The sequence below is a fragment of the Saccharothrix stipae genome (genome assembly GCF_054781895.1).
Genome location: NZ_BAAGTN010000031.1, coordinates 110,334 through 129,683 on the forward strand (window position 1 = coordinate 110,334; position 19,350 = coordinate 129,683).

General features: G+C 72.6%; 21 protein-coding genes. 11 read left to right on the plus strand and 10 right to left on the minus strand.

The window, feature by feature from the left end:
• Positions 1–19: 19 nt before the first annotated feature.
• Both ACYVLT_RS38860 and ACYVLT_RS38865 read right to left on the minus strand, forming a co-directional pair.
• On the minus strand, positions 20–958 hold the full coding sequence (locus tag ACYVLT_RS38860; protein WP_461125157.1) for a CU044_5270 family protein: 939 nt from the start codon (positions 956–958) through the stop codon (positions 20–22).
• Complete coding sequence (locus ACYVLT_RS38865) at positions 951–1,529, minus strand: RNA polymerase sigma factor (RefSeq protein WP_461125158.1); 579 nt, start codon at positions 1,527–1,529, stop codon at positions 951–953. The genes ACYVLT_RS38860 and ACYVLT_RS38865 overlap by 8 nt, the downstream gene beginning before the upstream one ends.
• Positions 1,530–1,684: 155 nt before the next feature.
• Here ACYVLT_RS38865 and ACYVLT_RS38870 point away from each other — a divergent pair, with 155 nt between their 5' ends.
• A complete protein-coding gene (locus ACYVLT_RS38870) occupies positions 1,685–2,359 on the plus strand; it encodes an LmbU family transcriptional regulator (RefSeq protein ID WP_461125159.1) in 675 nt (224 codons plus the stop codon).
• 77 nt (positions 2,360–2,436) lie between these two features.
• Here the strand turns inward: ACYVLT_RS38870 and ACYVLT_RS38875 are convergent, their stop codons facing one another.
• The 3 genes from ACYVLT_RS38875 to ACYVLT_RS38885 all read right to left on the minus strand — a co-directional run bounded on the left by ACYVLT_RS38875 (position 2,437) and on the right by ACYVLT_RS38885 (position 6,106).
• Positions 2,437–3,471 (minus strand): hemolysin family protein, encoded by a 1,035-nt coding sequence (locus tag ACYVLT_RS38875; protein ID WP_461125160.1) that lies wholly within the window; start codon positions 3,469–3,471, stop codon positions 2,437–2,439.
• Positions 3,468–4,898, minus strand: coding sequence for a hemolysin family protein (locus tag ACYVLT_RS38880; protein WP_461125161.1), 1,431 nt, complete (start codon positions 4,896–4,898; stop codon positions 3,468–3,470). Before ACYVLT_RS38880 ends, ACYVLT_RS38875 begins: the two co-directional genes overlap by 4 nt.
• 167 nt (positions 4,899–5,065) lie before the next feature.
• A complete protein-coding gene (locus tag ACYVLT_RS38885; protein WP_461125162.1) occupies positions 5,066–6,106 on the minus strand; it encodes a LacI family DNA-binding transcriptional regulator in 1,041 nt (346 codons plus the stop codon).
• Positions 6,107–6,225: 119 nt separating this feature from the next.
• On the opposite strand from ACYVLT_RS38885, the gene ACYVLT_RS38890 reads away from it, so the two are divergent.
• Genes ACYVLT_RS38890 through ACYVLT_RS38900 form a run of 3 tightly spaced genes read left to right on the plus strand, consistent with a single transcriptional unit; the run spans position 6,226 to position 9,326 of the window.
• Positions 6,226–7,365 carry a Gfo/Idh/MocA family protein gene (locus ACYVLT_RS38890; protein ID WP_461125163.1) on the plus strand — a complete coding sequence of 380 codons (1,140 nt, stop codon included), beginning with the start codon at positions 6,226–6,228 and terminating at the stop codon, positions 7,363–7,365.
• Positions 7,362–8,480, plus strand: coding sequence for a dihydrodipicolinate synthase family protein (locus ACYVLT_RS38895; RefSeq protein ID WP_461125164.1), 1,119 nt, complete (start codon positions 7,362–7,364; stop codon positions 8,478–8,480). The genes ACYVLT_RS38890 and ACYVLT_RS38895 overlap by 4 nt, the downstream gene beginning before the upstream one ends.
• Positions 8,481–8,492: 12 nt before the next feature.
• Complete coding sequence (locus tag ACYVLT_RS38900) at positions 8,493–9,326, plus strand: sugar phosphate isomerase/epimerase family protein (protein WP_461125165.1); 834 nt, start codon at positions 8,493–8,495, stop codon at positions 9,324–9,326.
• Here ACYVLT_RS38900 and ACYVLT_RS38905 read toward each other — a convergent pair.
• Positions 9,323–10,651: a Dyp-type peroxidase gene (locus tag ACYVLT_RS38905; RefSeq protein ID WP_461125166.1), complete on the minus strand. Its 1,329-nt coding sequence runs from the start codon at positions 10,649–10,651 to the stop codon at positions 9,323–9,325. The genes ACYVLT_RS38900 and ACYVLT_RS38905 overlap by 4 nt on opposite strands.
• Before the next feature lie 181 nt (positions 10,652–10,832).
• Between ACYVLT_RS38905 and ACYVLT_RS38910 the strand changes: the two genes are divergently transcribed.
• Entirely contained in the window at positions 10,833–11,636 is an 804-nt protein-coding gene (locus ACYVLT_RS38910) for a PP2C family protein-serine/threonine phosphatase (protein WP_461125167.1), read from the plus strand.
• 106 nt (positions 11,637–11,742) lie between these two features.
• Positions 11,743–12,927: a sugar efflux transporter gene (locus ACYVLT_RS38915; RefSeq protein WP_461125168.1), complete on the plus strand. Its 1,185-nt coding sequence runs from the start codon at positions 11,743–11,745 to the stop codon at positions 12,925–12,927.
• On the opposite strand, the gene ACYVLT_RS38920 is transcribed toward ACYVLT_RS38915, so the two are convergent.
• Entirely contained in the window at positions 12,872–13,141 is a 270-nt protein-coding gene (locus ACYVLT_RS38920; protein WP_461125169.1) for a hypothetical protein, read from the minus strand. The two genes, ACYVLT_RS38915 and ACYVLT_RS38920, sit on opposite strands and share 56 nt — an antisense overlap.
• Before the next feature lie 178 nt (positions 13,142–13,319).
• On the opposite strand from ACYVLT_RS38920, the gene ACYVLT_RS38925 reads away from it, so the two are divergent.
• Complete coding sequence (locus ACYVLT_RS38925) at positions 13,320–14,174, plus strand: helix-turn-helix domain-containing protein (protein WP_461125170.1); 855 nt, start codon at positions 13,320–13,322, stop codon at positions 14,172–14,174.
• A gap of 23 nt (positions 14,175–14,197) precedes the next feature.
• On the plus strand, positions 14,198–14,392 hold the full coding sequence (locus tag ACYVLT_RS38930; protein WP_461125171.1) for a DUF397 domain-containing protein: 195 nt from the start codon (positions 14,198–14,200) through the stop codon (positions 14,390–14,392).
• Here ACYVLT_RS38930 and ACYVLT_RS38935 read toward each other — a convergent pair.
• Entirely contained in the window at positions 14,382–14,963 is a 582-nt protein-coding gene (locus tag ACYVLT_RS38935) for a DinB family protein (RefSeq protein WP_461125172.1), read from the minus strand. The genes ACYVLT_RS38930 and ACYVLT_RS38935 overlap by 11 nt on opposite strands.
• 79 nt (positions 14,964–15,042) lie before the next feature.
• On the minus strand, positions 15,043–16,083 hold the full coding sequence (locus ACYVLT_RS38940; protein ID WP_461125173.1) for a serine hydrolase: 1,041 nt from the start codon (positions 16,081–16,083) through the stop codon (positions 15,043–15,045).
• A gap of 98 nt (positions 16,084–16,181) precedes the next feature.
• Here ACYVLT_RS38940 and ACYVLT_RS38945 point away from each other — a divergent pair, with 98 nt between their 5' ends.
• A complete protein-coding gene (locus ACYVLT_RS38945; protein WP_461125174.1) occupies positions 16,182–16,889 on the plus strand; it encodes an SDR family oxidoreductase in 708 nt (235 codons plus the stop codon).
• On the opposite strand, the gene ACYVLT_RS38950 is transcribed toward ACYVLT_RS38945, so the two are convergent.
• Positions 16,843–17,799: a helix-turn-helix transcriptional regulator gene (locus ACYVLT_RS38950; protein ID WP_461125175.1), complete on the minus strand. Its 957-nt coding sequence runs from the start codon at positions 17,797–17,799 to the stop codon at positions 16,843–16,845. The two genes, ACYVLT_RS38945 and ACYVLT_RS38950, sit on opposite strands and share 47 nt — an antisense overlap.
• A 42-nt stretch (positions 17,800–17,841) precedes the next feature.
• Between ACYVLT_RS38950 and ACYVLT_RS38955 the strand changes: the two genes are divergently transcribed.
• Together ACYVLT_RS38955 and ACYVLT_RS38960 are read left to right on the plus strand one after the other, a co-directional pair.
• Positions 17,842–18,477, plus strand: a complete 636-nt coding sequence (locus ACYVLT_RS38955; protein WP_461125176.1) for an alpha/beta fold hydrolase — start codon at positions 17,842–17,844, stop codon at positions 18,475–18,477.
• A 52-nt stretch (positions 18,478–18,529) separates the two neighbouring features.
• Entirely contained in the window at positions 18,530–19,261 is a 732-nt protein-coding gene (locus tag ACYVLT_RS38960; RefSeq protein WP_461125177.1) for a maleylpyruvate isomerase family mycothiol-dependent enzyme, read from the plus strand.
• The last annotated feature ends 89 nt before the right edge of the window (positions 19,262–19,350 follow it).

Here is a 19,350-nt window from a genome sequence, read left to right on the forward strand (position 1 = left end):
ACCGGTCCCACCCGGGCCCTCAGGGCCGTTGCCCGGCCTGGTCCACCACGGCCTGCGCGGTGATCGAGTGGAAGTTCGTGCCGAGCAGCTCGTAGGTCCCCTGGTCGAACACGATCACCACCGGCTCGGCCTCCGGCGACGACCCGGGCGGCACGGGCCAGCTGATGCCCACGCCCGGCCGGCCGGCCGCGTCACGGGCGTCCGGCACCACCGACAGACCCGGCACCCGGGCCGCCGCCTCGTACAGCGCCGCCCTGCTCAGCGGCGGCAGCATCGACTCGTTGATCAGGCTCAACACGTCCTTGCCGCGCGCGTTGACGCTGCCCGGCGCGCCGCTGGCGTTGGCGTCCAGGTAGGCCAGCATCCCGTCCACGTCGGTCGGCAGGTCGGACCGGTAGGCGGGCCTCGGCTCGCACGGCTCGGTGCCGAGGACCTGGCCGGGCACCTTGAACACGTCCCGCTGCCCGTTCGCGCACCCCGGCATGGGGGTCTGCTCGCCGTGGTCGTGCAGCACGCCGTCCCGGGTGCCGTCGACCGACAGCCAGATCTCCCTCGGGGCACCGGAGGTGCCGCTGCTGCGGGTGTAGACGAACTGGTCCGGGCGGGGTGCCGCGGTGGGGTCGGCGCGGGCCGCCGTGGCGGCGAAGTTCAGCAGCCGCACGGCGTCGGTCACCGGTTCGGCCGCGGCCGAGGTGGTGGACGTGGCGGAGGTGGCCGCCGCCTGGCCGCCCGGGATCGGCTGCCCGGCCGGGAGCAGGGTGATGGTGGCGGCCACGGCCGCCGCCAACCCGATCGCGGACGCGCCGACCAGCGTGAACCGGGACCGCTTCCGGCGCAGCCGCACCGACCCCCGTTCGGCCACACCGGCCAGGAACGCCGCCCGCGCGGGCGCCAGCGCCGCCTCGTCCGGCAGCGGCGTTTCGTCGCCCAGTTCGCGCACCAACTGCAGCTCATCCATTGTTCAGCAACTCCTCGACCTCGGTGGGGTTCTGCCCGCTCAGCGCCTGCCTGACCTTGCGACGGGCCCGGTGCAACCGGGACCGCACCGTGCCGACGGGGATCGCCAACGCCGTCGCGACCTCCTCGTAGCTCAGCTGTTCCCACGCCACGAGCAGCAGCACGTCCCGGTCCTCGGCGGACAACCCGTCCAGCGCGCCGGCCAGCAACGACCGCATGGCGTGCGCGGTCACCTCGGCGGCGACCCGGTCCGCGTGGTCCTGCTCGGCGTGGTCGGCGTGCTCGGCGGGACCGTGCCGGTAGCGGCGCGCCTCCTGCCTGCGGTGCTGCCCGACGAGGTTGGTCGCGATGCCGTACAGCCACGGCCGGGCGTCCGGTCGGGCCGGGTCGTAGCGCCGCCGCTTGTCGAACGCGGTGAGGAACGTCTCGGCCACGAGGTCGTCCGCGACCTGAGGACCGAGCCTGCGCGCGAGGTACCGCTGGATGTGCGGCGCGTGCCGGTCGAAGATCGCCGCGAAGGCGTCCGGCTCGTGCCGCGACCGTTCGATGATCTCGGCGTCGGTGGGTGTCATGGTGGCCTTTCCGGCTGTTCCCGGGTGAAGGGCGGTCACCTGTTATCCACCGACGGGCCGGATCGGGTTCACGGTGTGAGCGGAAGTTGACCGGTGTGTGAGGCCCCTTGGGTGCAATGAGAACCAAAGCGGATCAGGGGGAGCAAGTGGACAAGGTGAACGCAGTGCCGCGCCGTCGTCCCGTCGGCGCGGTCGAAGGCCGGATCCTCACCACGCCGGTGGGGTTGGCGTTCCCGCGGGACGTCACGTTCGAGTCCTGGGAGCAGGCCGGGCAGCGGATCTCCCGCATCGCCAGCTCGTCGGCGTGGTACCTGGGCGACTGGCTCGTCTTCGGCCAGGACAAGTACACCGATCGGTACCGCCGGGCGGTCGAGGCCGTCGGGCTCGACTACCAGACCCTGCGCAACTACGCGTGGATCGTGCGCAAGTTCGAGCCGTCGCGCCGCCGCCAGGGACTGCCGTTCCAGCACCACGCCGAGGTGGCCGCGCTGCCGCCGGCCGAGCAGGACGAGTGGCTCGACCGGGCCGAGCGCGAGGGTTGGTCGCGCACGGCGCTGCGGCGGGCGTTGCGGGAGAGCCGGGACCCCGGCTCGAAGTCGCGGCGCGCGGTGATCCCGAGGGTCAGCGCGGGCAGCGACGCGGTGGACCGGTGGCGGCGGGCCGCGACGGCCGCCAACACCGACTTCGAGGCGTGGATCGTGACGGCCCTCGACCGCGCTGCCGACCAGGACCTGGAGCTGGTCAGCGTGCCGCCGCTGGAGGAGCTGCCCGCGGCACGGGAGCTGGACCGGGAGCTGCTCAGCCTGCCCGCTGTGCGGCCCGCGTCGTGACGCGCTGAGCACGGCGCCCCTCAGGGCGGCCGAACGCGGGGCGGGACCGGGATCCTCCGGTCCCGCCCCGTCGGCGTTCAGAGCTCGCGGCGCACGTGCGTGCCGTCGCGGACGGTGCCGACGTACTCCTCGACCAGGTCCTCCAACGCCACCAGGCCCCGCACGACGCCCTCGACCGACACGGCCTGGGCCAGGTGGCTCTGCGAGCGCCGCAGCGCCGCCACCGCGTCGTCCAGGCTCGCGTCCACCGGCACCCGCGGCAGGCGGCGCACCCGGCCCGGCGGCACCCGCGTCGACGGGTCGGCGTCCGCCAGGTCCAGCACGTCCTTGACGTGCAGGTAGCCGATCAACCGGTCGTCCTCGCGCACCGGGAACCGGGAGAAGCCGGTGGCCGACACGGCGGCCTCCACCTCCTCCATGGTCGGCCCCGCCGGCACCGACGTGATGCGGTCCAGCGGCACCAGGACGTCGGCCACGGTCCGTTCCGCCGACGACAGGGTCTGCGCCAGCCGCCGGTGCTCGGAGTCCTCCAGCAGCCCCTCCTGCCGCGACTGCCCGATCAGCAGGGCCAGCTCGTCACGGGTGTAGGCGGACTCCAGCTCGTCCCTCGGCGTCACGCCCACCAGCTTGAGCACCGCCGTCGACACCACGGTGAACCCGCGCAGCAGCGGCGCCACCAGCCGGCAGAACCACAGGTGCGCCGGCACCAGCAGCAGCGCGGTGCGCTCGGGACCGGCGATGGCCAGGTTCTTCGGCACCATCTCGCCCAGCACGGTGTGCAGCGCCACCACGATGATCAGCGCCAGCGCGAACGCCACACCGTGCCGCACCGCGTCCGGGATGCCGACGCCGTGGAACGGCGCCTCCAGCACGGCCGCCACCGCGGGCTCGCCCAGCGCACCCAGGCCCAGCGAGCACAGCGTGATGCCGAGCTGCGCGCCGGCGATCAGCAGCGGCAGCTCGCGGCCCGCCTTGATCACCGTGCGGGCCCGGCTGCTGCCCTGCTCGGCCAACGCCTCCAACCGGTCGCGGCGGGCCGTGATGATGGCGAACTCGGCACCGACGAAGAACGCGTTGCCCGCCAACAGCAACAGGATCACCAGGACGCTCATCGCGACAACCCCGATCGGTCGGGCACGGACGGATCGGTCGCCGCCGGGTCGGGCAGGGAGGGCTTGGGCGGGGACGGGTCGGGCGGGGAGGGATCGGTCGCCGCCGAGTCGGTCGCCGCCGGGTCGACGCGGGCCACCCGCAGCTCGGCCACCCGGTGCCGGTCCATCTGCACCACGGTGATCCGCCAGTCGTCCACCCGGATCTCGTCACCGGTGTCCGGGATGCGGCCCAACCGCGCCAGCACCAGGCCGGCCACGGTCTCGTAGTCGCCCTCGGGCATCCGGAACCCGGTCGCCTCGACGACCTCGTCGTCGCGCAGCAGGCCGGACACCAGCCACGCGTCGCCGCCCAACCGCCGCACCGGCGAGGTCTCCCGCCGGTCGTGCTCGTCGCGCACGTCGCCGACGATCTCCTCGACCAGGTCCTCCAGCGTGACCAGGCCCGCCGTGCCGCCGTACTCGTCCACCACCAGCGCCGTCTGCAACCCCGAGGCGCGCAGCCGGTCCAGCAGCGCGTCGCCCTCCAACGTCGCGGGCACCGTCTGCACCGGCCTGGTCAGCGCCGACACCGGCGTGGTCGCCCGCTGCGACCGGGGCACCCCGAACGCCTGCTTGACGTGCACGATCCCGCGCACCTCGTCCAGGTCGCCGTGGTGGACCGGGAACCGGGAGAAGCCCGTCTCCCGCGCCTTCGCCACCAGGTCCAGCACGGTCGCGTCCGACGGCAGCGACTCGACCCGCACGCGCGGCGTCATCAGCTCGTCCGCCGTGCGGTCGCCGAACCGCAGCGACCGGTCCAGCAGGGTCGCCGTGCCCGGGTCGAGGGTGCCCTGCTCGGCGCTGGAGCGGATCAACGCGCCCAGCTCCTGCGGCGAGCGGGCCGAGGCCAGCTCCTCCGCGGGCTCCACGCCGAGCCTGCGCACCAGCCAGTTCGCGGTGCCGTTCAGGGCGGTGATCAGCCAGCGGAACACCGCGGAGAACCTGGCCTGCACACCCGCGACGGCACGTGCGGTCTCCAGCGGCTTGGCGATGGCCAGGTTCTTCGGCACCAGCTCGCCGAACACCATCGACAACGCCGTGGCCAGCGCCAACGCGAACGTCAACGCGATCGGGCCGGCCGCCGTCGCGGGCACGCCGACGCCGGTCAGCACGGGGGAGACCAGCCGGGCGATGGTGGGTTCGGCGATGTAGCCGGTGATCAGGGTGGTGATGGTGATCGCCAGCTGGGAACCGGAGAGCTGGAACGACAGGGACCGGTGGGCCTTCTCCACCGTCCGCGCCTTGGCGTCACCCACCTGGGCGACGTGCGACTCGACGGTGCTGCGTTCCAGGGCGGTCAGGGAGAACTCGGCGGCGACCGCGATGAACGTGCCGATGGTGAGGAGCACCACGGCGGCGATGCCGAGCACGCTGAGCAGGACGGTCATCGGACCCGCCCGCTTGGGGACGGGTCGGACTGGGACTGGCGGGGCTGGCAGCCGGGTATCGGACCCGGCTCGGTACTGCAGCCCGGGGACTGCGCGTCGCGCACGGTAAGGGATCACTCCTCGTGAGGGGTGGTCGAACGGTGTCCAGAATAGAGCGTAACCGCCGGTCAGCGCAGGCCGATACCGCCGGGGGCGGACGTGCTCGCCCGCAGCACGACCTCGCCGGCCACCCGGACCGTGCGCGGTCCGGCCGCCACGTCGTCCAGCACCAGCCGGGCCGCCCGCTCGCCCATCTCCTCCAGCGGCAGCCGCACCGTGCTCAGCGCCGGCACCAGGTCGCGCAGGGTGGGGATGTCGTCGAACCCGGCCACCGACACGTCCTGCGGCACCCGCAGCCCGTGGTCGCGCAGCGCCGCCATCGCGCCGAGCGCCATCACGTCGTTCACGGCGAACACGCAGGTCGCGCCGGTGCGGGCGGCGATCAGGTCGGCCACCGCGGCGTGCCCGCCGTCGCGGGTGAAGCCGCTGGCGATCACGTTCGCGTCGGGCAGGTCGAGGCCCGCGTCGGCCAGGCCGGCCTTGAACCCGGCCAGCCGGTCGCGCGCCACCAGCAGGTCCGGCGGACCGGCCAGGACGGCGAACCGGCGGTGCCCGAGCGCGGCGAGCCGGCGGGCCAGCGCCCGGGCGCCGGACCGGTTCGCGGGCACCACGGTGTCCGTGCCGAGCTTGGCCTGGGAGACGCACGCCACCCGGCCGCCCTGCGCGGTGAACGCGGTGATCTCCTCGGCCAGCTGCCGCGACGCCGACCGGTCGGTGGTGCGGCTGCCCGCGATCACCACGGCCCGGGCCCGGTGCGCGCGCAGCGTGTTGACCAGCTCCACCTCGCGGCGCGCGTCGCGACCGGTGGTGCCGAGCACGACGACCAGGCCCGCGTCCTCGGCGATCCTGGTCACACCGGCGGCGATGCTGGAGAAGTACGGGTCGGCGATGTCGTGCACCACCAGGCCGACCAGCACGCTGGAGTTGCGCGCCAGCGCCTGCGCCGAGGCGTTGGGCAGGTAGCCGAGGCGGCGCGCGGTGCCGAGCACCCGTTCGCGCAGCTCCTCGCTCACCTGCCGGGTGCTGCCGTTGAGCACGCGCGACGCGGTGGCGAGCGACACGCCCGCGTGCTTCGCCACTTCCGCCAGCGTGACCTGCCGCGACGTCAAGCCGCCTCCTTCAGCGTTCTGATCGGCCGAGACTAGCCCGCGGAGAGGTTGACGTCCGCGAGGAGCCGACCGTAGCGTGTTGGAAAGCGCTTTCCACGGACTGTGAGCGGGGTGTACGCATGGCGGTGCGCACGATCGGCGTCGCGTTGAACGGGGTCACGGGGCGGATGGGGTACCGGCAGCACCTCGTCCGGTCGATCCTGGCCATCCGCGAGCGCGGCGGGGTCCGGGTCGGTGACGACGTGCTGGTCCCCGAGCCGCTGCTGGTCGGCCGCAACCCCGCCAAGCTCAAGGAGATCGCCGAGCGGCACGACCTGCCGCGCTGGACCACCGACCTCGACGCGGCGCTCGGCGACCCGGACGTGTCGGTCTACTTCGACGCGCAGGTGACGTCGGCGCACGTGTCCGCGTTGACCGCGGCGATCGACGCGGGCAAGCACGTGTACAGCGAGAAGCCGGTCGCGGCCACGCCGGAGGAGGTGCTGGGGCTGGCCCGGCACGCCGACGCGGCGGGCGTGCGGCACGGCGTGGTGGCCGACAAGCTGTACCTGCCGGGCATCCGGAAGCTGAAGCGGCTGCTGGACGGCGGGTTCTTCGGCCGCGTGCTGTCGGTGCGCGGCGAGTTCGGCTACTGGGTGTTCGAGGGCGACTGGCAGAGCGCGCAGCGGCCGTCGTGGAACTACCGCGCCGAGGACGGCGGCGGGATCGTCGTGGACATGTTCTGCCACTGGAGCTACCTGCTGGAAGGGCTGCTCGGCCCGGTCGAGGCGGTGACCGCGCGCGCCGTCACGCACATCCCGACGAGGTGGGACGAGCAGGGCGAGCCCTACCCGGCGACGGCCGACGACGCGGCGTACGCGATCTTCGAGCTGACCGGTGGCGTGGTGGCGCAGGTGAACTCGTCGTGGACGACGCGGGTGAACCGCGACGAGCTGGTCGAGTTCCACGTGGACGGCACGCTGGGCAGCGCGGTGGCCGGGCTGCGCAACTGCAAGGTGCAGTCGCGGGAGATCACGCCCAAGCCGGTGTGGGACCCGGACGTGCCGCAGTCGATCGACTTCCGGTCGCTGTGGCAGGAGGTGCCGGACAACGAGGTGTTCGACAACGGGTTCCTGGTGCAGTGGGAGGAGTTCCTCAAGCACGTCGCCGTCGGGGCGCCGTACGCGCACGACTTCCACTCCGGCGTGCGCACGGTGCGGCTGGCCGCGCTGGGCCTGGAGTCCTCCCGCACCGGTCGGCGGATCGAGGTGCCCGCATGACCTCCGTGCTGCTGCCCGGCCGGGACGGCGCGTTGCGGCGGCACCGGCTGGGCGCGCCGAGGACGTGGCAGGCGGGGCCGTTCGAGTCGCGGGTCGCGTTCGCGGCGGCGCACGTCGTGGCGGACCCGTTCGGCGGCAACGTTCCCGGCGCGCCCGCGGTGCTGGACTGGGACGCCACGCTGGCCTACCGGGTGCGGTTGTGGGAGCACGGTTTCGGCGTGGCCGAGGCGATGGACACCGCGCAGCGCGGCATGGGCCTGGACTGGGGCACGGCGCTGGAGCTGATCCGGCGCAGCGCGTCGATCGCGTCCGGGCGGCTGGCGGCGGGCGTCGGCACGGACCACGACACGGCCGACCCGCTGACCGCGTACCGGGAGCAGCTGGCGGCCGTGGTGGAGGCGGGCGCGCAGCCGATCCTGATGTGCAGCCGGAAGCTGGCCGCCGCGGCGCGCGGACCCGAGGACTACCAGGAGGTGTACGGGGCGCTGCTGGAGGAGGTCGACCAGCCGGTGATCCTGCACTGGTTGGGCACGGCGTTCGACCCGGCCCTGGCGGGCTACTGGGGTTCCCCGGACGTGCCCGAGGCGACCGGGCACTTCCTGGACCTGGTCAAGTCCTACCCGGACAAGGTGGACGGGGTGAAGGTGTCGCTGCTGGACGCCGCGCACGAGGTGGGGTTGCGGCGGGCGTTGCCCGAGGGCGTGCGGTGCTACACCGGCGACGACTTCAACTACCCGGAGCTGATCGCGGGCGACTCCGCCGGGCACAGCGACGCGCTGCTGGGGATCTTCGACGCCATCGCGCCGGCCGCGTCCACCGCGCTGCGGGCGTTGGACGCGGGTGACCGCGCCCGGTACGACGAGGTGCTGGAGCCGACGGTGGCGTTGTCGCGGCACCTGTTCGGCGCGCCCACGTACCACTACAAGACCGGTGTGGTGTTCCTGGCGTGGCTGGGCGGTTTCCAGGACGCGTTCGGCATGGTCGGCGGGTTGCAGTCGGCCCGGGACGTGGTGCACCTCGGGGAGGCGTTGCGGTTGGCGGACCTGGCCGGGCTGCTGCCCGACCCGGACCTCGCGGCGGCGCGGTGGGGACGACTGCTGGACGTGCTGACGTGAGGGCGTGCTGACGTGAGGCTGTCGTTGAACCAGGCCACGGTGAAGCGGGCGTCCGTGCCCGAGGTGGTCGACGTGTGCGTGCGCAACGGGATCGGCGCGGTCGGGCTGTGGCGCGACCCGGTGGCCGAGCACGGGCTGGAGCGGACGGCGGCGCTGGTGGCGTCGGCCGGGTTGGCGGTGTCGTCGCTGTGCCGGGGCGGGTTCTTCACCGGTTTCGACCAGCGGTTGGACGACAACCGGCGGGCGATCGACGAGACCGCGGCGTTGGGCGCCGAGTGCCTGGTGCTGGTGCCTGGTGGGGTGCCCGACCGGGACCTGGTGGCGGCACGGGGGCGCGTCGCGTCGGCGTTGGAGGTGCTGGCGCCGTACGCGGAGGCGGCGGGGGTGCGGTTGGCGTTGGAGCCGATGCACCCGATGTTCTGCGCCGACCGGGGTGTGGTGTCGACGTTGGGGCAGGCGTTGGCACTGGCCGCGCCGTACCCGGCGTCGGTGGTCGGGGTGGTCGTGGACGCCCTGCACGTGTGGTGGGACCCGGCGTTGCCGGCCGACGTGCGGCGGGCCGGTCCGCGCATCCACTCCTACCAGGTGTGCGACTGGGTGACGCCGCTGCCCGCCGACGTGCTGCTGGGGCGCGGGCTGCCCGGTGACGGGCACATCGACCTGGTCGGGTTGACCGCGCTCGTCGCCGACGCCGGGTACGACGGGTTCGTGGAGGTCGAGGTGTTCAACGAACAGGTGTGGGGGCGGCCGTTCGACGCCGTCGCGGCGGAGTTGGTGCGCCGGCACGCGACGGGGTGGGAGCCGGTCGTGGACGGCGGCCACGACCGGCTCCCGGTCACCCCTTAACGGGGCAGTTCGCGGCCGGCGGCGAGCAGTCGCAGCGTGCTCACCGACGGCACCAGCGCGTACAGCGCCCCGGTGGTCCGCACGAACCGGCCGCCGATGACGGGGTCGACGCCGGTGGGCGCGCCGCGCTCGCCCGGTGCGAAGTCCGGGTTGCGCGCCCACGTCTGCTGGATCCGCTCGAACTGCTCCTCCAGCGACGTGCAGTGGGCCACGAACACCAGGCCGCGCTCGTTGTCGTCGGCGGACCCGGTGTGGGTTGAGCCGCTGTGGGCCGGGCCGAACGGGATGCCCCGGCGCAGGATCCGGTGCTGCCGGGGCGTCCGGTGGGTGAACGACCGCGGGTTGGCCTTGCGGATGTGCGCGGGGCATGGGGTGGTCGCGCCGGCCGGGTCGTCGGAGTAGTCGAAGTCGTTGCCCCGGGCGGCGGCCAGCGGGCGGCCGTCGGGGTGCCTGCCGATCAGCGCCGGGCCCCTCCCGCTGGCCTCGACGGCTTCCAGCCAGCCGTCGACGTCCTGGGTGAGGCGGCGGACGACCTGGATCGAGCCGTCGGTCAGCCACGCGGCGGCCGGTGGCCGGTCGGACTCGGTCGGGTGGCCGAAGACGAACTCGCCCGCGTTCACCAGCAGCGTTCCCGGCCGGCCGGAGCGGTGCCCGGGACGGTCGGGGTCCTCGTGGTGGAAGCCGCGCACGCCGGGCTGCGAGATGCCGTCCTTGTAGCCGAAGTGCTCGCGCCCGCGCCGTTCACCGGGCAGCGTGGCGGCGTGCTGCTCGTGGACGGTGGTGACGCCGAGCAGGGTGTCGAGCACGTCGAGGTCGCGTGCGGCGACGGCCAGGCGGTCCGGGTCGTCGGACGCGACCGTGACCACGGCGTGCACGTGCTGGTCCGTGCGTCCGAACAGCCAGTGGGCGGGCGACGAGTCGCCCGTGTCGCCGTTGGCCCGCGCCGCTTGTTCGGCGGTGTGCGGGAAGTGGGCTTCGAGGTCCTGTGCCGTGGCGTCCGGGTTGATGCTCAGCTCGACCAGGCCCTCCGGTGTGAGGGACACGTTCGCCCAGGTGGCCTTGAGGCCGGCCGGGTCGCCGCCGAACAGCGTGCGGCCGAGCGAGAAGACCTCGTTGAAGTCCTCGACGTCGGCGGTGGTCGCGAGGTGGCCGAGCATGGCGGCCAACCACGTGCGGCCGAGCCCGTCGTCGGTGAAGCGGACGAACCGGAACAGCTGGTGGTCCTTGTTGAACGCGGCCAGCACGTTGCCCTGGATCTCGTGGGACTCGCGCAGCGGCGGACGCGCCCCCGGCCGTTGCGCGCGCAGGTGCAGCAGGTCGGACATCGAATCACCCCCTGCCTGAAGGAGTGTCACGGTGCGCGGTGGATACGTCGCACTGAGTTGGAATCACCGGGTTGGAATCACCCGGCTGTGTAATACGGGTGCACCCCACGAGTAGTGCCGACCGCGAGATGATCCGACCATGACGGAGCCGGCTGACACCTCTGCGCGCGTTCAGGTGGGGGTGGCGACCTCCCGGGGCCCGAACCGCCCGCTCAACGCCGATGCCCATGCCTGGCACTGGTACCGCGGCACGTTCGCGGCGGCGGTGGTGGACGGGATCGGTTCGACACCGGAGGTCGCGGAGTTCGCCGGTGTCGCCGCCTCCGTCGCCGCGCGGATGGCCGCCCGCGAGACACCCGTGCTCGGCGTCGTGGCGGCCGCGACCCCCTATGCCGACCACGAGGCCGACCACGTCCAGCCCAACGGCGCGATCGTCGTGGCCTCGGTGCGGGTGGGCGGGCACTGGCGCGTCGCCTACGCCGGCGACAGCTCCGCCTACGGCCTCAAGGACGACGGCACCCTGCACCGCTTCACGACCCCGCACACCCTCGGCGAGGAACTGCGGAGCCAAGGAGCCCCCGAAGCGGAAGCCGCCGCCCACGACCACAAGTTGCGGCACAGCCTGGGCCGCGTCTCGCTCTACGGCGTCGAAGGCTTCGAGGCGACAGCCCGGCTGTTGGTCCTCGCGTCCGACGGTCTCAAGCTGCCCCGCGAGGAGTTGCGAGGGCTGCTCCTCGAACACGGCGACGACCCGCAACGGTGCGCCGACGCGTTGCTCGCCGCAGCACGAGAGCGCGGCAGCCGTGACGACGTCACGGTCCTGATCATCCCCCACCCCGACCGCCCTGCGACCACTCATATCACCGACGAGAGGAACAGCCATGGCGAACGCGGACCAGAAGAACCCCTCGGACCCGCGGAACCCGCCGCCGGACGAGAGCCCGACGCAGACCTTGCCCACGGTGCCGTCGAAGTAGTCGCCTGACTCGTCGGACGGCGTGCCCGCGCCACGCCGTCCGACGCCGACCGCCGAGCGGCTTTCCGTCGAACGGCTCCCGTGCGCGACCCGGCGGGCACGCGAGGATCGAGCCGTGCGCCTCGCGAGCCCACGACCGTTCGTCCCCCTGCTGGCGGTGAGCCTGTTGACCGGCGTGGGGTACGCGTTGGCGGGGCCCTTCCTGTCGGCGTTCCTGATCAAGGAGGTGGCGGCGGGTCCGGTGGCGGTGGGCGCGTTCCTGCTGTCGGGCTCGGTGGCGGCGCTGGTGGCCGGCACCGCGATCGGGCGGCTGTCGGACGCGCGGGCGGTGCGGCGCACGGTGATCGTGTGGGGCGCGGTGGCGGCGACGGCGACCTACGGCCTGTTCTCGGTGACACGTGACTACTGGCTGCTGCTCGTCGTGTCGCTGACGTCGGCCGCGGTCGCGTCGTCGCTGGTGCCGCAGACCTTCGCGTACGCGCGCCAGGCGATGGAGCGCGGTGGTGCGGCCAGGGCGCCCTTGGCGATCAGCGCGCTGCGCACGGTGATGTCGGTGTCGTGGGTGGTCGGTCCGCCGGCCGGTGCGGTGCTGATCGACACCAGCGGGTTCGCCGGCCTGTTCGGCGTGGCGGCGGGGCTGTACCTGGTGGCGGCGCTGGTGACGGTCGTGGTGCTGCCGGAGTTGGGCGGCACGTCCCCGCCGCCGTCACGCACCGCCGCACCGCGTCGGACCCTCGTGCCTGCGGCGGTCGCTTTCGCGTTGCTGCTCAGCGGGGACATGCTGGGCTTCCTGGTGCTGCCGCTGCACGTGACCGAGGTGCTGTCCGGCACGACGTCCGACGCGGGGCTGATCATGGGCCTGTGCGCCGCCGTCGAGATCCCGTTGATGCTGGGGTTCGGCGCACTGGCGCTGCGCGTCGACCACGGGCTGCTCGTGCTGACCGGCGGTGTCGTGGCGCTGGTGTACTACGCGGCGCTGCTGGTGACCACCGCGACCTGGCAGGTGGCCGCCGCGCAGGTGTTGCACGCGATCGTCATCGCGGCGGTGATGGGCGTGGGCATCTCGTACTTCCAAGGCCTCGCCCCCGACCGGCCCGGGTACGCGACGACGATGTACACGAACGCGACGACGGCGAGTGCGATGGTGTCGGGGCCGCTGGTGGGGTTGGCGCAGGCCCTGGGGTACCGCAGTGCGTTCGCCATCGCGTTCGTGCTGACGGTGTTCGGGCTGGTGCTGCTGCTCGTCACCGGTCGAGCCACACGAGGTGGGCCCGTCGCGTGCCCGCCGACCGCGAGCTGAGCTCGAACAGGGCGCGTGCGTTCTCCGGGCTCTGCGAGCTGAGGCGGAAGCCGCCTTCCACGGCGCTGACCTCGGCCCGGTCCTCGAAGGCGACGCCGTAACCCGCCACGCGAACGCTTTCCTGCTGCCCGTGCTCCTCCACGATGGCGAACAGCCTCGGTGCTTCCTCGTGCGCCACCTCGTGCACCAAGGTGGCGAACTCCTGCTCGGTCATGTTGCTCCTCTCGCCCCACCGGTCCAGGCGGTGGTGGTTACGCTGCGTCGCCGATACCGTGACTGCCCGCAAGGCTCCACACATCCGGGATGGATTGCAAAAAACGCAAAGAGGTGCCTTGCATTTGCCGTGCAGCATTGCCGTGCATTGCGGTGGAGCACTGAGGAGGACGGACATCGTGGCCGCGAAGAAGAGCACGCCGACCATCCGACTGCGCAGGTTGGCCGGTCAGCTCAGACGACTTCGCGACGGGACCGGTCTGCGCCGGGAGGACGTGGAAGAGCGGACCGGGCTCCACGCCACCACGCTCTACCGCATCGAGACGGCGCGGTCCCGGCCCCAGTACCGGACCTTCGACATGCTCCTCAAGCTGTACGGAGTGCCGACGGACGAGCAGATGCGCTTGAAGGCGCTCTACAAGCAGTCGGCGGGGGAGGGGTGGATCCGTCCGTGGCACGAGACGCTCCGCGAGGGCTACACCACCTACATCAGCTTCGAAGCCGAGGCGCAGCGGGTCCGCAACTACGCGGGGATGTTTGTCCCGGGCTTGCTCCAGACCGAGGACTACGCACGTGCGGTGATCCGCGGGATCGTCCACGAAATGACCGAAGAGTGGGTGGAGGACCGCGTTCGCACCCGACTGGAGCGACAGGCGCTCCTCACCAAGGAGGAGCCGCTGGAGTTCTGGGCGGTCATCGACGAGGCCGCGCTACGCCGCGAGGTCGGCGGCCCCGCCGTCATGCGGCGCCAGCTTGAGCACCTGCTCGATGCGGCCAAGGCCCAGAACATCACGATCCAGGTCATCACGTTCGGCTCGGGCGCTCACCCCGGGATGGCGGGCGAGATGCTCGTCATGGACTTCGAGGACCCCATGGACACCGACCTGATCTACATCGACAGCCAGGCAGGTGAGACATTCTTGGAGTCGGACGCCGACGTCAAGCGCTTCCGGGATCGTTTCGATCACCTGGTAGCGGTGGCGAAGAGTCCTGACGACTCGGTGGCGTTGATCGCCGAGATCGCCGCCGGCTAGGGACAAAGGAGGTTCGGGCAACCATGCAGCATGGGGATCTGTCGGGCGCGGCTTGGCGTACGAGCAGCTACAGCGACGAGGGGCAATCCTGCGTGGAGGTGGCGCCGGTGGGTGAGGGCTTCGCCATGCGGGACTCCAAGAACCCGGCTGGGCCGACGCTGTCGTTCACCACCAAGCAGTGGCGGAGCTTCCTCGCCGGGCGGAAGGTCAAGGTCTGAGCGGGTCGGCCGCCCTGGCGGCTCGTTCGATCGTCGCCCGGCGGTCCTCCCAGTACGCGGCATCCTGCGGCAGGGCCATGCCGTCGGCGTCCGTGCCCACCGCGCCGTCGATCTGCTCACGCAGGATGTCGGCGTGCCCGGCGTGCCGGCTCGTCTCGGTGAGCATGTGCACCAGGACGTTGAACAGGAGCACGTTCGGACGCGGCCACCACGGCACGTGGCCGGGGGAGTCGGCGTCGAGGGCGGCGATCGTCGCATCGGCGTGTGCCCACGCACGTCGGTAGCGGTCCACGATGGCGGTGCGGGTCTCGTGCTCGGTGGCCCACATGTCGGCACGGCGCTCGGCCTGGTCGTCCCAGCGGGGCAGCGGTTCGGGGAACGGGCGGTCGAAGACCTCGCCGAAGTACCTGGCCTCCGAGGTCGACAGGTGTTTGACCAGGCCGAGCAGGTTGGTCCCGGTCGGTGTCAGCGGACGACGGACGTCGTACTCGGAAAGGCCGTCGAGCTTCGCGAGGAGCGCTTCGCGGATCCAGCGCAGGTCGTCGTGCAGGTACGTCTTCACGTCGATCACGGATCAGCCCCCGGTTCGGTGTGGTCGACCGGCATCTCCGGCGCCCGCCCCCGGAAGAGGGCGGGCGCCGGAGACGCGATCAGCCGCCGTTGCTCGGCTTGTACTGCTGTGCGCGGTAGGTGCGCGGGGTGTTCGCGGTGATGCGGAGCACCGAGTCGTACAGCGTGCGGCCGAGGGAGGCGCGGGCGCGCAGCGCCGGGTGGGTGGCGCTGTAGTTGTCCGCGTTCGCCGCCTGGTCGCCGCTGAACTGGCCCGACGCGAACAGCGCGAACGTGATCACCGGCTTGCCCGCCGCGTCGAAGACGATGCCCGCCTCGTTGCGGCCGTCGTTGAACCAGCCCGCCTTGGTCGCCACGTTCAGCCGCTCCGCCGACGACAGGTTGAGCCGGATCCCGTCGGTGAACGACGTCAACGACCGCAGCACCTTCAGCAGGTGCGCGGTCGACGCGGGCGACAGCAGCTGACCCGCGGCGAGCTTCTGGAGCAGCGTGAACGTCTCCCGAGGCGTGGTGGTGCCCAGGAAGAACCGGTTCGGGTTGGCCACCGGCACGACCTGCGTGTGCACGAAACCCTTCGAGCGCAGGATCTCGTTGAGCTCCAACGCGGGCACGACCAGGCCGGACAGCCGCACCGCCGTGTTGTCCGACACCGTCAGCAACGCCGCCAGCGCGTGCCCCACGGTGACCGAACTCGGGTACGCGCCGTCGAGCCCGAAGATCCCGTCGGTGTCCTGGATGACGATCGACTGCGTCACCTCGACCCGCTGGTCCAGCGTGATCAGACCGCGGTCGACCTTGTCCAGCACGGCCACCGCGACCGCGATCTTGTTCACGCTGTACGCCTCGACCACGCGGTCGGCCTCGGCCTCCACGGCGGGCTTCACGGTGCCGTCCGGGTCGGCCACGCCGATGTAGGACGACCACGTGCCGCCCGCCCGGGAGGTCAGCGCCGAGTACTTCCACGCGATCTTGCGCCGGGCCTGGTCGGCCGTCGTCGGGATCAACGCGTCCCACTCCGCCTCGGTGGTCTGCGCCTGAGCCGTCCCGGCCGTCGACCCGAGCACGGCGCTCGCCGCCGCGACCGAGCCCAGCCCCAGCGCGAACCTGCGGTTGATGTTCATGTGCCCCCAATCAGTGGATACGCCTTTACGACGCCACAGCGAGCTCTGGCGTTGCTCCGATCCAGTGAATCCGATCTAACCAGCGGTAATCTGCGGCCATGCGACGAGGGGTATTCCTGATCACGGGGGCTGGCCGCGGCATCGGCGCGGCGACCGCGCGACTGGCCGCCGAGGCCGGGTACCGGCTGGTCCTGGCGTCGCGGGACGCGTCGTCCCTCGCCGAGCTCGCCGCGCGGCTGGGCGGTCCGGACCGGGTGTGGGTGGCGTCGTGCGACGTGCGGGCGTACGAGCAGGTCGCGGCGCTCGTGGGCCGGGTCGAGGAGGAGTGGGGGAGCCTCGACGTGGTGTTCGCCAACGCGGGCACGAGCGTGGTCACCTCGTTCACGACGACCGACGGCGCGCCGCCCGCCGAGTGGAGCGACATGGTGCTGACCAACGTGTGCGGCCCCGCGTTCACGGCACGGGCGGCGATGCCCGCGTTGACGCGCCACGGCGGGCACCTGGTGCTGACCGGGTCGGCCGCCGGGCGCGGTGTGCGGCCGGGGAACCTCTACGCGGCCACCAAGTGGGCGGTGACGGGGCTCGCGCAGGCGATCCGCGCGGAGTGCGTCGGCACGGGCGTCCGCGTCACGCTGGTGCAGCCCGGCCTGACCGACACCGGCGGCATCCCGCCGTCGCGGAAGGCCGACCCGAAGCTCGCGCCGGAGGACGTGGCCCGCGCGGTGATGTACGCGGTGGGCCAGCCGCCCACGGTGGACGTCAACGAGATCCTGGTGCGGCCGGTGGGTCAGGACGCCTACCGGTGAGCCCCGATGCGACGTCCCGCAACGCGGCGAGCACCTCGGGCGGGGCGTCGAGCGTGTAGTCCGCGCCGAGCAGCAGCAGGTCCGCGGCCACGTGCTCGATGGCGTTCGCGCCCAGTCGAACGAGGCACGTCCGGTCGTCGACCGGTTCCACCCGGCCCGGCAGGGCCACCACCAGCCGTGACCGGACGACGGGTGCGGGCGCGGCGACGACCGCGGTGCACGTGTACCGGTAGGGGGCGGTGGTCAGGGATCGCGCGACGTACTCGGCCGGGTCGGCGGGCAGGTCGCGCGGCGTGAAGCGGCGGCCGGTGGCGCGCGGCGAGTCCAGCCGGTCCACCCGGAACGTCCGCCAGTCCTCCCGCGCCGGGTCGTAGGCCAGCAGGTACCAGCGCCGGTAGGCGGTCACCAGGCTGCGCGGCTCCACCCGCCGCTCCTGCCCGCGGTGCGTGAACGCCACCACCTCGTGGTCCCGGCACGCCGCCGCCAGCACGCCCAGCGCGGCCGGGTCGGACACCGGTCCGTCCACCGACATCACCGCGATGGCGTCCCGCACCGCCGCGATCCGCTGCCGCAGCCGGGACGGCAGCACCTGCTCCAGCTTCGCCAACGCCCTGGTGGAGGACTCCTCGATGCCGTGCACGCCCGCCGCCGTGCGCAGGCCGACCGCCACCGCCACCGCCTCGTCGTCGTCCAGCAGCAGCGGTGGCAGGTTGCGGCCCGACGCGAGCCGGTAACCACCGGCGGTGCCGGTCGTGCCGTCCACCGGGTAGCCCAGCTCGCGCAACCGGTCGATGTCGCGCCGCACCGTCCGGTCCGTCACGCCCAACCGCTCGGCCAGCTCAGGTCCGGTCCAGTCACGCCTGCCCTGCATCAGGGACAGCAGGCGGAGCATCCTCCCGGGCATCGTCATCACGGACATCCTATGTCCTAAAGGCCTCCTAGCGTGGTTCTCATGACGACCTACGTGCTCATCCCCGGCGCCTGCCACGGCGGCTGGTACTTCGACCCGATCTCCGAACCGCTGCGCGCCGAGGGCCACGAGGTGCACGCGGTCACGTTGAGCACCGGGCGGGTCAACCTGGAGGACCACGTGGCCGAGGTGCTGGGCCTGCTCGAACGGCTGGACCTGCGCGACGTCGTGCTCGTCGGGCACAGCTACGGCGGCATGGTGATCACCACAGCGGCCGACCGCGTGCCCGATCGGGTCAGGTCGCTGGTGTACGTGGACGCGTTCGTGCCGCGTGACGGTGAGTCGGCGTACGACATCGTGCACGGGGACTGGCGCAAGTGGTACGTCGAGGGCGCGATGGGCGACGGGTTCTCCATGGCGCCGCTGCCGATCTTCGACGAGCGCGCCACGTCCCACCCGCTGGCCACCCTGCTCCAGCGGGCGTCGATCACCGGCGCGGTGGACCGGGTGGCCGACCGCCGGTACCTGTTCATGGCCGACTTCCCGGACAGCCCGCTGGCGAGGACGTACGAACGGCTGCGCGACGAGCCCGGTTGGCGGGTCGAGGCGTGGTCCGCCGGGCACAACGTGGTGCGCGACGCGAAGGAGCGGTTCCTCGGCGTGCTGCTGTCCTGTTGAGTCCGCAAGTCGGGAGTAGCACCGGGTGAAGGGCGGCTCATAGCGTGAACGGATGAAGGTCCACGACATGCTCGTCGAAGAGCGGCGGCGGATGGCGGATCTCCTCGACGGGTTGGACGAGGGCCAACTGGCCACCCCCAGCCTGTCCCGGGGGTGGACGGTGCACGACGTCGGCGCGCATCTGACCACGTACCTCAAGTTCGGTCAGGCCAAGATCTACTGGGGCATCGCCACCAAGACGGCCGACTTCGACCGGCTCAACCGGGAGATGACCGCGCGTGCGGCCCGGAAGTCCACCGCGGAGCTCACCTCCCGGTTGCGGCGCTGGGCGACCTCGAAGACCACCATCCCGAGGTCGGGCTACGACCCGCTCCTGACCGACATCCTGTTGCACGACTACGACGTGCGCGTGCCGCTGGGCATCGAACGCGACATGCCCGAGGACCGGCTGTGGGTGGCGTTCCAGCACCTGGCGGCCAAGCCGTCGCCGGGCTACGCGGTGGGCTCCCGGCTGGCGGGCCTGCGGCTGGAGGCCGTGGACACGGGGTGGACCTCGGGCAACGGCGCGGTGGTGCGCGGCAACGCGGAGTCGCTGGTGCTGGCGATGAGCGGCCGGGCGGTCGGGCTCGACGCGCTGGAGGGTGACGGCCTGCCGCTGCTGCGGGAACGCGTCGCCGCACCGCCGCCGCGCGGCGCGCTGGAGCGGCTGATGACGGTGGTCAAGGTCGTGGTGGACCCGATCTCGGCCGACCGCCGCTCCAGGAACGCCGTCGGCGGTTCGTGAACCGGTGCGTGAACCGGGTGTGGGGCCCGGGAAGCGCTGAAGCCACGAAAAAGCCACCGGTGGCGGGCTCCGTGGGGAGCGCGCCACCG